Here is a 16,691-nt window from a genome sequence, read left to right as displayed (position 1 = left end):
TAATTTGTAAAGGGGATGATATGTTTTATGAGCGTAACTCGTGATGTAAGAAAAAAAATACTTTCTGACATTAAAAGCGGCCTGATTTCCTTGGAAGAAGGAGTAAGACGGATTAAGCAACTTGATTCTGGTATGGCTCAGCGAAGGGAACAGACTGTTTATTATAAGACGGATTGGCAGCCAGCTGGTCTCGATTTAGATCCAAAAGACAGCCGAAGAGAGGGCAGTCTTTTATTATTTGATACAAATGAGGATTTGCTTAAGGAACTGACTGTACGGCATGATAAAGGTATTATTTTAGTCATGCCTGGGAAAGAATTTCGACGTGTTCGGAATGGTGTGTTTGAAATCAACCCTCGGTCTGAAAAAGATTATACAAGCTTGTTTGCGTTACTGAAAGAAGAGAAAGCAGACATAAGAGAAGCCGTCCATCTATGGTCTGACCAACCGTTTAGCAGTAATGAGAAAGCGATCGAAAGACAATGTGACAGCGGGGTTTACTCTTTATTTTTATTAAACCGGGCTCTCTTCAAGAGTAAACAGCGCAAAAAAGTAAACGTATTGTATGCGTATTTTTCCGAGCGTTTAGGAGAACAGCCCCTTTATGCATCGGCAAGCGGCTTTTTGCGGACTTGGCAGCAGGAGAACCCGCTAATTTCGCCAAAAATCATTGAATTAGAGCGGTCGGCTTTCGCAAACGGCAGCTTAGGCGATATTTTGATCAATGAACTGAGAGACTTCAGCTCTCCTGAGATCGAAATCCGTTACCAAGGAATGGAGAGATTTGTTAAACGCCTGATAACATATAAACCTGCAAACAAACATGCAAGTGAGGAATATATACTGCGGGACAATGGTGTTTATATTATCACAGGAGGGGCGGGCGGATTAGGATTCACCTTTGCTGAATATTTGGCTCAACAAACCAAATGCCAGATTGTCTTAACGGGGAGATCACCTTTTTCAGACAAAATACAAAACAAGATAGCACAATTAGAAGCCTTAGGATCGTCTTCCATTTATTTACAGGCTGACATTTCAATAAAAGAAGAGGCAGAATATATAATCAATGAAACAAAAAGAGCATATGGAAAGATAAACGGAATCATTCAAAGCGCGGGTATCATCCGTGACTCATTTCTTCATAAAAAAACAATAGAAGAATTCAATCAGGTGATTAAGCCGAAAGTATTGGGCACACTTTGGCTGGATGAAGCCACAAAGCAGGAGCGTCTCGACTTTTTTATTTGTTTTTCCTCTACTTCAGCCGTTTTAGGAAATATTGGACAGGCTGATTATGCATTCGGAAATAGTTATATGGATCATTTGATGAACATGCGTGCCGCTCAGAATCCGGGCAAAATGTTCCTATCTCTGAATTGGCCACTTTGGAAAGAAGTCGGCATGCAAGTAGATGAGCGCACGTTGGAGACGATGAAAAAATCGGGCTTTTATCCCTTGGAGAAAGAGGAGGGAATCAGAGCGTTTTCAGCAGGTTTGTCATCCGGGCTTTCCCAATTCACGGTATTTTGCGGAGATGATCATATAGACAGACATGTACATAAATTGTACGAACGTGATAGCAGTCTGCTTCAAGAAGAAACAACCGTCAGTGAGACGGTAAAGCCTGATAAAAAGCTGAAAGCTGACACTTTGACATTTATAAAAGAAATTATTTCAGTAGAATTCAGAATGCCGGCAGACAAAATAGACGCAGAGGCAGCGCTGGATAAATACGGACTTGACTCAGTCATGATTATCAATATAACCAATGAGCTGGAGAAGCATTTTGGTGCGCTTTCAAAAACCCTGTTATTTGAGTTTCAAACTGCAGCCGAATTATCAGCTTATTTCATTGAAAAGCACCATGATGCTCTGGTTCATATGCTGAAATTAGGAGTAAACGACAGCGGTAATGTTCAACAGGCGGCGGAAGCTGCTGATCCAGTAGTACCGAGCTTTCAACATAAATCAAAAGGGCTGGCTCATCAGTCAAACCTGAAAATAGCAGAAAAATATCAGGACACTGATATTGCCGTCATTGGAATCAGTGGCCGCTATCCGATGGCAAACGATCTTGACACTCTCTGGAGAAATTTAATGGAAGGGAAAGATTGTATAACTGAAATTCCTAAAGACCGCTGGGATTTTAGCCTGCATTATCAGCCGGAAGCTGATCATGACATAAAAAATCAAAGCAAATGGGGAGGATTTATTGATGACGTGTATCATTTCGATCCGTTGTTCTTCAATATTTCTCCGGCTGAAGCGGAGTTAACAGATCCTCAAGAAAGAATTTTTCTGGAAACAGTGTGGCATACCATAGAAGATGCGGGGTATGCGAAGAAAATGCTTGAAAGGAAAAATGTCGGCGTGTTTGCAGGTGTCATGTACGGGCAATATCAGCTGTACAGTGCTGGAAATCATGAGCAGGCCGTTTCTTCTTCATATGCATCCATCGCGAACAGAGTATCTTACTTTTTTAATTTCAGCGGACCTAGTATTGCTTTGGATACAATGTGTTCCTCGTCTTTGACTGCTGTTCATTTGGCATGTGAGAGTTTAATAACGAATGAATGTGAGCTTGCAATTGCCGGAGGAGTTAATCTTTCCATTCATCCTGATAAATATAAACTCCTCACTCAAGGCGGTTTTTTGTCCAGCGATGGTCGCTGCAGAAGCTTTGGATCTGGGGGAGACGGCTATGTTCCCGGGGAGGGAGCCGGTGCTGTTTTACTGAAGCCTGTAAAAAAAGCAATTGCTGACGGTGATCAAATTTATTCCATCATTAAGGCAACAGCTGTCAACCATGGGGCAAAGACGAATGGATATACTGTGCCTAACCCGACCGCTCAAAGTAAGGTGATTAGCAGAGCCCTGAAAAAAGGAAAGGTTGACCCGGAAAGTATCAGTTATATAGAAGCTCACGGCACAGGCACTGCATTAGGAGATCCGATTGAAATTGCTGGATTGCGCAAAGTATTTGCCGATCGAATGACAGTCAGAAAGACATGCGCAGTCGGGTCTATTAAATCTAATATCGGACATTTGGAGGCAGCTGCAGGCATAGCTGGAATTACAAAAGTAATATTACAAATGAAACATAAAACAATCGTTCCATCGCTGACTCATTCTTCTAAATTGAATGAGCATATTCAGTTTCAAGAAACGCCTTTCTATGTACCGGAAAGTCCTGAAAAATGGGTGACTTCCGTTGCAGAGAGTGACGGAAAAAAAATATCAATTCCAAGGCGTGCAGGTATAAGTTCATTTGGAGCCGGAGGGGCAAATGCCCATATCATCTTGGAAGAGTACGTAAATAGTGAGAAGGCCGTATTTGAAACAACCGAGCTAGAGCCGCTTTTATTTGTTTTTTCCGCCAAAAATGCTGAAAGACTGGTTGACTATGCAAAGGGTGCAGCGGAGTACATACAGACAAAAGATTATACTTCAGATGCACTTAGGAATACAGCATATACTTTACAGACAGGCAGAGAAGAAATGGCATACCGATTGGCCGTCGTTGCATCTTCAAAAGAGGAATTGATTAAGAAGCTTTTAGATTATTCAAAGGGAAAAACATTATCAGAGCAGCTATTTACATCTGAACTTACATCCGTATCAAACACCATTGAATTTGAAAGTCATGAGACAAAAAAAGAAATTGAAAAAGCAATTGCAGAGAGGGATCTTTCCAGGATTGCTGAGTTTTGGATCAGCGGATACGCGATTAACTGGTCGTTCCTCTATGGAAATGACAAACCTAGACGGATTTCTGCACCGACATATCCATTTGCCAAAGAATTATGCAGAATAAGCGCCTCTAAACCTGGAAGCCGCCAAAAGGCAGATGCAATTGATGTTCTGCATCCGCATATTAACTGCAATGTTTCAGATTTTAATGAACAAAAGTTCAATATAAATGTCAAAGGTGATAATTTATACGTAAAAGCAAAACACAATGAAAGGATGTTTCCGTATCTTTTACAAATAGAAATCGCGAGGGCGGCAGGAGAAATAGCTTCAGGGCATCCGATTACTCGATTGACAAATCTTTCTTTTTCAAAACCGATCTTACAAAGCGGTCTAAAAGACCAAATTCAAATTGCGCTGGCACCGGAAGACGATACTGCTTCATTTTTTATAAAAGATCAGAATGAATCATCATTTTATTTCTCCGGCAATCTTGTATTAGAGGGGCTTAAGGAAAAGGGACAATTTATCAATATTAAACCGTTTATGTCAGAGTATACTGACTGGATATCAGGAGAAGCGTTTTATCATCGACTTGCTGAAAACGGCTATGATTGCAGCAGTAAACTTAGAGGCATAGACCGTTGCGTGATACGGGACGGAAAGGCGCTTACAATCTTAAAGGCAAGCGACAAGGCAGAGGGTTATACGCTCGATCCCGCTGTCCTTGAAAGTGCTTATCAGACGATATTATGTCTCTTAGAGAAAAATACGGGGACAGTGCCTAAAACAGTAGAAGCGTGTACCATTTTTGATGAAGAGGCCAAAGCTGTATATGCATACGCAGTACCAAGTGAATATGGCAAATCGTCTTATCACGTATTTCTGTTAGACGGTAACGGACGGGTGCTTGTAGAGGTTAAGGGACTGACTGTAAATCCACAGCCGCATACTGAGGTGAATTATTGTTTGCAGAAGTGGGTGCAAAAGAACCTTTCCCCTGTGAAAGTTGGAAATAAAAATGCAGGTACGATCTTGTTGTTTGCAGATGATAAAGAAATTGCTGAGGCGTTAATAGACCAATCTGCCTACCGGATACTTCTTGTAACACCGTATCAACGACAGCTTATAAAGAATGCTCTGACATTCAGCATAGACCCTAAAATACCGTCAGATTATAATCATTTGTTTGAAAAATTAGAAAAAAACAAGATGCTCCCAGACATTGTTCTGCATACAGGGGGAGATTTTGATGCGGGCGAACATCCGGTTAGAGGACTGTATTCGGTCTTTCATTTATTAAAGGCGCTGAGTGACCGAAAAAATTTATCTCTTAAACATTTACTGATTACTCAGTCTTATAGAGAAGATATTAGTGATCCTTTTGGTGAGACTTTACCAGGTTATTTGAAAACGATAAACATGGTGCTGCCTTCTGTAGAGCATGCCGCATCAATCAGCTTTTCTGAACATATTTCAGCCGACAAGCAGGCTGAACACTGCCTTCAAGAAATTGTATCTGCAAAAGGCCTTATTACAGCTGAAGAAGTCAAGTATGTAAAGGATATAAGGTATGTCAAAACCCTGGAAGATAGAGAGCTAACGAATGCAGGCGGCATAATGCTTAAAAATAAAGGGGTTTATATGTTAACAGGCGGTTTAGGCGGTCTTGGAATGACATTTGCTAAATATTTGGCGTCTGAATATAAGGCGAGATTAGTGTTAACGGGAAGGTCAGCGTTAACAGCTGAAAAACAGCATGAAATTGAAAAATTAAAGGCACATGGTGCTGCCGTGCTGTATTTTCAAGCTGATGTAACAGATAAAGATGCGATGAAACAGGTATTAGATGAAACGAAACGGAACTGGGGACCCCTTCAAGGTGTTATTCACGCAGCTGGTCATGCTGATGATCGTCTATTTACGGAAATGAGTCTCGCTGATTTTTCGAAGGGGCTGGCTGCTAAAATTGAAGGAACGATATGTTTAGATCAAATAACGAAAGAAGAACCGCTCGACTTCTTTGTGGTGTTTTCTTCCATCTCTTCGATATTTGGTGACTTTGGACAGGTTAATTATTCGTTAGGTAATTATTTTCAAGATCGATATATCCACTTTCGAAATGAAAAGAGCCTAAAGCATGAAAGACAAGGTAGAAGCATTTCAATTAATTGGCCATTATGGCGAGAAGGCGGCATGCATTTAAGTAAAGAAGCTGAATCTGCATACCTTTTAACTTCGGGGTTCCGCTATTTAGAAACAGAAGACGGAATAACAGCATTTGAGGCAATCTTATCAAATGAAGATCTGCAAATTGCTGTACTTACTGGTAACAACGGCAGGTTTACAGCAGCTGAAGATAAGTCAGTTCAAGAATTAACAGCTGAGTTGGATCAAGAAAAAGGTGATTATACACAATTATTTAGACAGGCTCATGTATTAGATGAGTTGAAACGGATTGTGTCTGAATTACTGAAAATTAATATCGATCGCTTGGACATATCAGAGAATTTCGGCAATCTTGGCTTCGATTCCATCAGTTTGAAAACTCTCTCCGTCCAAATAAACAAAAGATATAAGCTGGAATTAACACCGGCGATTTTCTTTACTTATAGTAATATCGAATCGCTTTATGACTTTATAATTGGTGAACTGCCTGTGGAAGCTAAAGAAAATGTGAAATCTGATATAGATATTCAAGAAAAAAGAGAATCACGGCACACTGAGAAGTTGAAAAAGTCTGAAATCCGCTTTCCGCCTGCAAAAAAGCAAACAGGTCAGTTAAAAAAGCCTCTGCAGAAAGAACCGATTGCAATTATCGGAATGAGCTGCGTTTTTCCCGGAGCAAAAAATTCGGGTGAATTCTGGTCAAACTTGATCAATGAAAAAGATATGATTCAGGAAATTCCGCTCGAGCGGTGGGATTGGAAAAACTATGAAGATAACGGAGCAAACAGCCGTATAAATTCTAAATGGGGCGGTTTTATCACGGATGTTGATAAATTTGATGAATCTTTTTTCAACGTGAATCCTCGAGAAGCTGAACTTATGGACCCACAGCACAGAATATATTTAGAAGAAACTTGGAAAGCGATAGAAGATGCGGGTTACAAGGCATCAGAACTGTCAGGCAAAAACATCGGAGTGTTCACCGGCATTCAGTTTAATGATTATCGCCAACTGTTAATGAAGCATTTAGACAAGGCACATGCATTAGTTGGAACTGGAAACAGCCAGGCGCTCATCAGTAATCGGGTATCTCATTATTTTAATTTCAGAGGTCCAAGTGAATCTATTGATACAGCCTGCTCAAGCAGTCTTGTTGCCATCCATAGAGCAGTGAGTTCGATTCAAGCTGGTGAAAGCGAGCTGGCAGTAGCAGGAGGCGTGTCATTGCTATTAGATCCCGTTACCCACTTATATACAGATAAACTTGGAATTTTGTCCGCAGATGGCAGATGCAAAACGTTTGATAAGCTTGCCAATGGTTATGTTCGAGGTGAAGGTGCAGCTGTGCTGCTGCTAAAGCCTCTGCAAAAAGCTATTGATGATAAGGACAATATTTACGGAGTATTGAAAGGAACCGGTGAAAATCACGGGGGAAGAGCTGCTTCGCTGACCGCCCCAAATCCGGAAGCTCAAGCAGCGCTGTTAACATCAGTTTACCAAAATGCCGGTATTCCTGCTGAAACAGTATCCTATATAGAAGCACATGGAACCGGCACGGAACTTGGAGATCCAATTGAAATCGAGGGCTTAAAAAAAGCTTTTGTCTCCCTTAAGTCGGACAGCACAAGAAATACGCACCAATATTGCGGAATCGGTTCTGTGAAAACCAATATCGGACATTTAGAGCCTGCTTCAGGGATGCCGGGTCTGATAAAAGTATTGCTCGCCATAAAGCATAAAATCCTGCCGGCTACCCTGCATGTTAAGGAGTTGAACCCTTACATTCAGTTAACTGGAACGCCATTTTATATTGTGAATAAAACAATAAAGTGGAATAGATTGATAGATTGGGAAGGAAACGAAACTCCCCGTCGCGCGGGAGTCAGCTCATTTGGATTTGGAGGAACTAATGCCCATGTCATTGTAGAGGAATTTGAGTATAGCCAGGAAAATCAAGTAAATAGGGAACAAGAACATGTAATTGTACTCTCAGCTAGATCAAAAGAAAGATTAATTGCTTACGCCAAAGATTTTGCAAGCTTTTTAAAAGAGAAGCAGACAACTGGCCGGTACGGAGAGCCTAAGGTGAGAGAGCATAATCTAAGAGAAGAAATCAGAATAGAGGCAGCAAAAATCCTAAGTTTAGATGCAGATGAAATAGACATGGAGACACATTTAACAGACTTGGGATTTGATCCGATGACCTTAACTGCATTAAGCTCTTTCATCAGCACAATATCTGGGAAAAAGGTCCCGATTGGCATATTTACAGAGCAACCAACACTCAACGATTTGTTCCATTATATCTGTCATGAATCGAATATACCTGTTGACAATCAGGTTACATCTCAGCATGGAGAGCAAGCTGGGTACAGCCTTGAACAAATAGCTTACACGCTTCAAACCGGCCGTGAATCGTTCGAATCGCGTCTTGCTATTATTTGCTCAAGCTTAGAGGAGCTTTCTGAAAAGATAAACGGCTACCTTCAGGGGGAAGATCTACAAGAGGTTTTTGAAGGAAATGCTAGACAATTTCATAAAGTGTATTTCCCGCTTTTTGATGGACCCGAGGGTCACTCATATATTCAATCGCTAATTCAAAAAAGAAAATTGACAAAACTGGCTCAAATGTGGACGATCGGTTATGAAATCAGTTGGGGAGATCTGTATGAGGGAGAAAATAAACCTATGAGACTTTCCCTTCCAGTCTATCCTTTCAGAAAAAACAGACATTGGATTAAACAAGATTTTACGCCTCAGGCTGAAAGACCTTCAATAATGCCGGCGGTTCACAAATCAAATGAAGAAAGCTCGGATGTTAAAATTATATCGCTTCTTGAAAAAGCACAATCAGGTGAGGTTAATACGAAGGATACAACAGAGCTGATAGAGGAGTTGCTTTTACATGAATGAACAAACTATACAAATTGAACAAATAGTTAGGAAGGTGAAAGAACGAGAGCTGACTCCTGAAGAGGGATTGGGATTAATTAAAGGTTTGGGTAAAACGCATATTTATGAAAAGGAATGGGTAAAATATATATTTCAACGTACTGAGCAGCCTCGTCAGATGACAGAGCCAATTTTATTTTTGGCCAGTGACGAAAGTTTGTACAGCGTAATGAAGAGACAATTAGAAGGCGCCGCGGCGCCTTTTATTTATGTTTCTCCCGGAGACCGATTCGAAGCTGGCCGAAATGGCTGTTTTAAAATGAATTTTACACAAAAAGAAGATTATGAAGCTTTGTGCCGTGCGCTTGTCTCTCAGAATATAAAGCCCCGGCATATTGTTCATTTTCTCTCGGTCGGGGCATTTCGTGACACTGACAAGACAATGAGAGAGCAGCTTGATAAAAGCCTGTATTCTGTATTTTATTTGCTGCAAGCCATAATGGAGAATAAACTCTGTCCGAAAGCAGAGTTCTTATATTTATATGAAAATGTCCAAGAAGAGGCTCAGCCTATTTACAGAGCGGTTGAGAGTTTTCTCAAGACCGTTCAAGCCGAAAACCCAAATTTTGGGTGTAAGGCAGCAGAATTGAAGTCGATGAGTAATGAGCCGTTTACAAAGGAGCTTATCGCTGATGTCATTTTTTATGAATGGAATAATCAATGTGTATCGAGTAGTTTTACATGTTACGACCCGAGACATTATTATATACAGCAAGTTAAAAAAGTGAATAAAGCTGGATCCCGAGAAAATAACTTTAACGTCAAAGAGAACGGTGTGTATTTGATTACGGGAGGTGCCGGCGGTCTTGGATTTCTATTCGCGGAATATTTGGCGAAACGGGCAAAAGTTAATCTTATATTGACTGGCCGTTCACCGAGCTCTATGGAAATAGAGCAAAAAGTTAACACGCTGAAAAAGCTCGGGGCTGAAGCTGTTTATATCCCAGCAGATATATCGAAGGAAAAAGAGACCGACATATTAATTGATCAGATTCGGCGGACATTTGGAAGATTAAACGGCATTTTACACAGTGCCGGACTTGTAGATGATGCATTTGTTATTAAAAAGAGGAGAGACAGAATAGAAAAGGTCATCGCACCCAAAGTATTTGGAACCGTTTGGCTTGACAAAGCTGCGAAAGGGGAAACTCTTGATTTCTTCGTCATGTTTTCGTCCCTGTCCTCCATCCTGCCTAATGCGGGCCAAAGCGATTATGCATTTGCAAATGGCTGTATGGACAGTTATACCGATTACAGGATCATAAAGAATCGTCCGGGAAAAACACTCTCTATTAACTGGCCGTTATGGAGCGCAGGGAATATGTCAGTCGGTCCGAGAGAGCTGCAAGTTTTAAGGGAAACCGGTTTGGATCTTTTATCAGCGGAATCCGGTCTTGCCTCCTTTCAGAATTGCATGAGCAGCAATGCTTCTCAGCTGGCAGTTATTAACGGAAGTGAAGAAAAGATCTGCCAATTGCTTTCGGTTGATAATACAGAGACAGATGTAACATCCGAATCTGATCACGAACTTCCTCAAATTAGTGAAAATCAATTAAAAAAGCAAACGGTCTGTCTATTGAAAGAAATCATCGGAGCTGAGACTGGGAGACCAACTGACAGTATTTTGTCCGGGGATACGTTCGACCGCTATGGTATTGATTCCTTAACGATCTTAGGACTAACTTCCAGGCTAGAAAAACACTTTGGCAGTGTATCTAAGACTTTATTTTTTGAATACAGCAGCATCGATCAGTTAGCGGAGTATTTTTTAGAACATCATTATGACAAGTTAGTCAAAGCATTTTCGCCGCAGTCAGAACAGAAAAGAAAAATAACGGCCGAAAGAAAACAACTGCAGCAACGAGGACGCTGCAGATCCACAGCGGTTACCGAAGAAGATATTGCAATTATCGGCATAGCCGGACGTTATCCGATGGCTGAGAATGTAGAAAAGTTTTGGGATAATATTGCCTCGGGGAAAGATTGTATAACGGAAATCCCAAGCGAACGCTGGGATCATCGAAGATACTTTAATACAGGTGAAAAAGCTCGGCATAAAAGTAAATGGGGAGGTTTTATTAAAGACGCTGATAAGTTCGATCCGCTGTTTTTCTCAATTTCTCCTCGTGATGCCGAGTTAATAGATCCGCAAGAACGGTTGTTTTTAGAAACTGCATGGCACACATTTGAGAATGCCGGTTATACAAGGGAAAAATTAAAACGGTATAAGACAGGTGTATTTGTAGGAGTGACATACAGTCACTATCAGCTTTTTGCAGCAGGAGCATCTGATGATGACCGTAAGGCACTTTTGTCTTCTTATTCGTCAATCGCTAACCGGGTATCATATTTCTTCGACCTTCACGGTCCAAGTCTTGCTATTGATACAATGTGCTCATCTTCACTATCTGCTGTTCATTTCGCATGTGAAAGCATCAAAAGGGGAGAATCCAGCCTTGCAATTGCCGGAGGAGTAAATTTATCTTTACATCCCGATAAATATACATTGCTTTCTCAAAATCATTTTGTTTCGAGCGATGGACGCTGCAGAAGCTTCGGGGCTGGAGGTGACGGTTATGTACCAGGTGAAGGAGTAGGAGCTATTTTATTAAAATCGCTTTCGAAGGCAGTTGCTGAAGGAGACACTATTTACGGCGTTATTAAGAGTACTTCAGTTAATCACGGAGGAAAAACAAACGGCTACACTGTCCCGAATCCAAATGAACAAGCAAATGTTATCAGCGAAACGCTTGATAAAGCTGGAATTGGTGTAGACAGCATCAGTTATATAGAAGCGCACGGAACAGGTACATCGCTGGGAGACCCCATTGAAATTTCCGGACTGTCTAAGGCTTTCAGCAATCCCAAAAGCAGCTTTCGCTGTGCAATCGGTTCCGTAAAGTCAAATATCGGACATTTAGAGGCTGCTGCTGGGATAGCTTCAATCACTAAAGTGTTGATGCAAATGAAATACAAACAGCTGGCACCTTCCATTCATTCTGATGAGTTAAATCCTAATATTGATTTCGATGAAACACCGTTTTATGTCCAGACTGAACTAAAAGACTGGGAGGTTCCTGAAAGTCATGTTAGGAGGTCAGGCATCAGTTCATTTGGTGCTGGGGGATCTAATGCTCATATCATTATTGAAGAGTATATAGACGAAATAAATACCAATCCCGCAAAGAGCGAAGAAATACAAATCATTCTTCTGTCTGCTAAAAACAAAGAGCGGCTCCGTATCTTAATTGATTCACTCATAAATGAACTTGATTCGAATACATCGCTTACTGATGTGGCATATACATTACAAACAGGACGAGAAGCCATGGAAGAACGGCTGGCTGTAGAGGCACGGGACGTTGGTGAGCTTGTCGATAAGCTCACCAAGTATTTACAATCAGACCAGGAAGTACACGGATTATATAGAGGAAATGCCCGTATTAGTTCCAATAATCATAAGACCTTATTAGCATCATCACAATTCCAGAACTTATATGATATAGCGCTTCATTGGGTAAATGGCGGTGAAATTGATTGGGAAGACAAGTACAGAACAGAAACACCGAAAATAATTTCTCTCCCAGCATATCCGTTTGAAAGGAATAGATATTGGGTGCCAAGCTCAAAAATCACACAAACAAATAGATTGACAAGAGTACAATCGGGATTGCATCCTTTACTAGATCAAAATGTCTCGACCTTGAAGATGCAAAAATTTATTACTGATTTTTCAGAAGCATCTTTTGCATGGCCTGCCTTATGTATCAATCAGCAAAAAAATCTGCCTTTCAGCGCACTAATTGAAATGGCAGCTGCCGGCGGAGCAATGTCTGCCGAACAGAATGTGTGGAGAATGAAAAATATATGTTTACATGCCTTATTTGAATTAACAGAACAACCCGTGCGAACTGAGCTTAAACTATTTGATCAACAAGATGCGGTATCTTTCGAATTGGCTGAATGTTCAGGTAATGACGCTGAACAGATCATTTTAAACGGAGAACTGGAATACAAGGAAGCGAATCGTGAAACAGGTGCTCGTTTTAAATGTGCAACTGACTATAAAGCGAATTGTAAAGAGTCTATGACCGGGCCCGAATGCTATGATCTTCTGGAAACCAATTTGATAAATTATGATCCGGATTTGCGCGTTCTCACAGATTTATTTTTGCATAATGAGTTCTTGCTTGCCGATGTCGCTATACCGGAAAAAGACTTGTATACAGAATGTGTTGTAAATCCTGCTGCAGTTGAAGGAGCCATTCAAGCAGCAGCTGTTTTAGCAGCAAGGCACACTGGTGATCAAGGGTTTTACTTACAGGAGATTGAAGAGATTTGTTTTTATCAATCTGTTCCAAATGAATGTTGCGTGTTTGTGGATCTGAACGAATCAAACGTTGAAGAGAGGCAGTTTACAGTTTATTTGCTTTCACACGAAGGAGAATGTATGGCGGTCTTCCGGAATATGTTTTTCTCTGGATGGGAGACAGTAGTGGATAAGCCTGATGATATACCGTTTGATTTACTATGTAAATCTTGGGAAGAAAGCCAAGTCTCATCGTCTTTTCTTTCAAAAGGCCAGGTCATTATTTTGGCTAACATTGAAAATGAACAGTTTGCTTCTGAGCTGTTTGCTTCAGATCCTCTCATGGGATGCACTGTCATTAGCGGGAAAGCTGATAGTCAATTACATCTGAGCGGCGAATGCTTTAGTTTTGACAATCCTCTGCGTGCAAAGGAGACGGCTTTGGCGATCCTTAAAGAGAACCCGGACATCACCGGTATTGTTGACTTGTCTGATTTATGGAGAGAGCCGGTAAAGGCTGCAGCCGACTCTGTTGGGAAACTGACGCTGTTGCAGGAAATATTAAAAGCTCAAAAGCATCTATTTGTGTTACACATTACAGAAGGACTGCAAACGTTTAAGAATAAACAGCCGACCTTAGCTGGGGCGGAAACAGCAGGATTAATTAAGATGTTAAGCGCCGAGTATAAAAAAATTAATGCGAAAACAATAGATGTAGATCAGCATTCAAAAAGTCTGGACGAACTACAACAATTGATCAAAAACGAAGCAGCAGCTGACGATCTTTACAGTGAAATTTGTTATCGTAACGGAGTTCGGTATACGCAGTATGTGAAGAAATTACATCCATCCGAGTTTAGCAGGGAAATCCGCCTGCCTGTATGCCAACTGGATCAAACACTTGTTATTACTGGCGGAACGAGGGGAATCGGTGCAGAGCTTGCCAGACACTATTCTGACAAGGGAGTAAAAAAATTTGTACTAATGGGGCTAACTGAATTGCCTCAGTCTGATGAAAGAGAGTACCTGTTAAAACAGACAGATGAAAAATCCACCCTATTTTCAAAATTGAAGCTGCTCAAAGAGTTAGAGCAAAAAGGGGTTCAGATAGAAATATATGGAGGTTCGCTTACTGAGAAAGAAAAATTACAGCAGTTCTTTTCAAAAGTGAGAAAGAAGCTCGGGCCAATTGGAGGAGTCATCCATTGTGCGGGGGGAGCCAATCATGTGAATCCGGCTTTCATTCATAAAACCAGTCAAGAAATAAAGGAGGTATTTGAGCCTAAGATACAGGGACTCCAAGTGTTGCATGACATTTTTCTGGAGGACAACCTCAAGTTCTTCATTTTATTTTCTTCAGTCGCAAGCGCATTTCCGTTGTTAGGAGCGGGAACGAGTGAATATGCTGCGGCAAACGCTTTTATGGATTATTTTGCGGCTTATCAGCATGCGTGTGGCCGAACTTATTATAAATCAATAAACTGGCCTAGTTGGAAGGGAATTGGAATGGGCGAGGTGAAAAGCCCTGCATATCAGGCGTTAGGGCTATTGTCACATCGGACTGAAACAGGCATAGGCATGCTCGACCAAATAATGAAAGTGACTGGATATCCATGCCTTATACCGGTTAAGACAAACCATGAGAAATTCTCATTACAGCAGCTGCCTCTCACAAAAATTCAAACCAGTGTTCATGAGCCATCGGCTGTAAACGAACAGTTCTCTGATGATACTGATAACGAAGCGATTATTAGTATTTTAAAAGATATTTTCTCAACAGAGCTTAAAATTCCTTGCGAGAAATTAGATCAAGATACTTCTTTTTCGGAATACGGGGTAGATTCTATTTTGCTGGTTCAGCTTGTAAAAAAAGCAGAAGCTGCTTTCCAAATAAAAATTGAACCGTCAGCCTTTCTGGAATACCCCAACTTCAAACAGCTTGCGTACTATTTAAATCAATTATTTGAAGATGAGGATGTATCCATTCAGCATATTTCTGACGCTCTGGGAAATGAAAGAGAAGTAAAGCTGGAGGACCGCTCATTAAAAAGCAATGGCTTACTAGGCTTTAAAACACGCATGAATAAAAAAACGATTCCGAAACAAAACGAATTTCAAGAGAAGCAAAAAAAATCGAATCAAATCGCAATTATCGGGATAGGCTGTGATTTCCCGGATGCCGAAAATAAAGAGATGTTTTGGCAAAATCTCGAAAAAGGGAAAGATAGTGTCCGCGAAGTTCCAACATCACGCTGGGATATTTCTCAATATTACTCAGATACTTATAAGAAAGGAAAAAGTATCAGTAAGTGGGGCGGATTTCTCGAGGATATTGAACATTTTGATCCAGTGTTTTTCAATATGAGTGAAAGTGAAGCATCTCAGCTTGATCCATTAATTAAAAAATGTCTGGAGGTCAGCGTACAGACACTGAGAGATGGCGGCTACCGAAAAGAAGAGGTGTCAAACAAAGAGGTTGGAGTCTTTATCGGTTCACGGGCAGGGACGTTCATGTCTAGAATAAGTTCACCTTCAAAAAATACGATAGTGGGAATTGGACAAAATTTCATCGGAGCTCATATCTCGCATTTTCTAAATTTAAAAGGACCGAATTTGGTTGTGGACACGGCTTGTTCTTCCTCATTAGTCAGTGTTCACCTTGCTTGTCAAAGCCTGATATCAAAAGAATCGGACATGGCTATAGCAGGAGGGGTTGATATTTTACTTGACCAAAAGCCTTACTTAATGTTAAGTGAAGCCAGAGCGCTTTCACCTGAGGGAAAATGCAGTACATTTGATGAAAAGGCGGATGGATTTGTACCGGGAGAAGGATGCGGCACCGTTCTGCTGAAGAGGCTTGATGAAGCTCTCACTGATGGGGACCGAATTTATGCGGTAATTGATGGATCTGCAGTAAATAACGATGGACAGACGATGGGAATGACAACACCGAATCCGAAAGCGCAAAGTGCAGTGATCAAAAAAGCGTTGAAAAACGGAGGAATCGACGCTTCTTCACTCAGTTATGTCGAGACACATGGTACTGGTACGATGATAGGCGATCCGATTGAATTAAAAGCACTGACTGAAGTGTTCCGGGAAGTAACGGAAGAGAAGCAATTTTGCGGTGTAGGTAGCGTAAAAACGAATTTTGGGCATTTAATGAGTGCGGCTGGAATAGCAAGCGTTATTAAAGTGGCATTATCCATCTGGAGTCAGAAGCTGCCTCCAACATTGCATTGCCAAACGCCGAATCCTAGATTTAAATTTGATCAATCTCCTTTTTTCCCGAACACTGCTTTAAAAGATTGGAATCCTAGAAAAGGAGTGTTAAGGGCTGGAATCAGTTCTTTTGGATTTGGCGGAACAAATGCACACATGTTATTGAGCAACATGCATTTTACAATGGGATATACAGAGCCGAAAAGACAGTCGCTCCCGCCGGCTGTCTTCAATAAAAAACGGTGTTGGATTGATAAGAGACATTCTCATAAAGAGGAAGAAGCAGACATGCTGATACCTTTACTAGAGTTTAAAGAACTATGATGAAAAAGACTAAAGAGGGATG

At 41.0% G+C, this 16,691-nt stretch carries 2 protein-coding genes; both read left to right on the top strand.

Annotated elements, in window-relative coordinates; genetic code table 11:
* The first annotated feature begins 27 nt into the window (after positions 1-27).
* A complete protein-coding gene (locus BSI_RS10750; RefSeq protein ID WP_003238820.1) occupies positions 28-8,775 on the top strand; it encodes an SDR family NAD(P)-dependent oxidoreductase in 8,748 nt (2,915 codons plus the stop codon).
* On the top strand, positions 8,768-16,669 hold the full coding sequence (locus BSI_RS23070; RefSeq protein WP_003238818.1) for an SDR family NAD(P)-dependent oxidoreductase: 7,902 nt from the start codon (positions 8,768-8,770) through the stop codon (positions 16,667-16,669). The genes BSI_RS10750 and BSI_RS23070 overlap by 8 nt, the downstream gene beginning before the upstream one ends.
* The last annotated feature ends 22 nt before the right edge of the window (positions 16,670-16,691 follow it).

The sequence above is a fragment of the Bacillus inaquosorum KCTC 13429 genome, from assembly GCF_000332645.1.
Taxonomy (GTDB): Bacteria; Bacillota; Bacilli; order Bacillales; family Bacillaceae; genus Bacillus; species Bacillus inaquosorum.
Note: the sequence above shows the minus strand (reverse complement) of the source record. Positions and strands in the feature narration are given on the sequence as shown.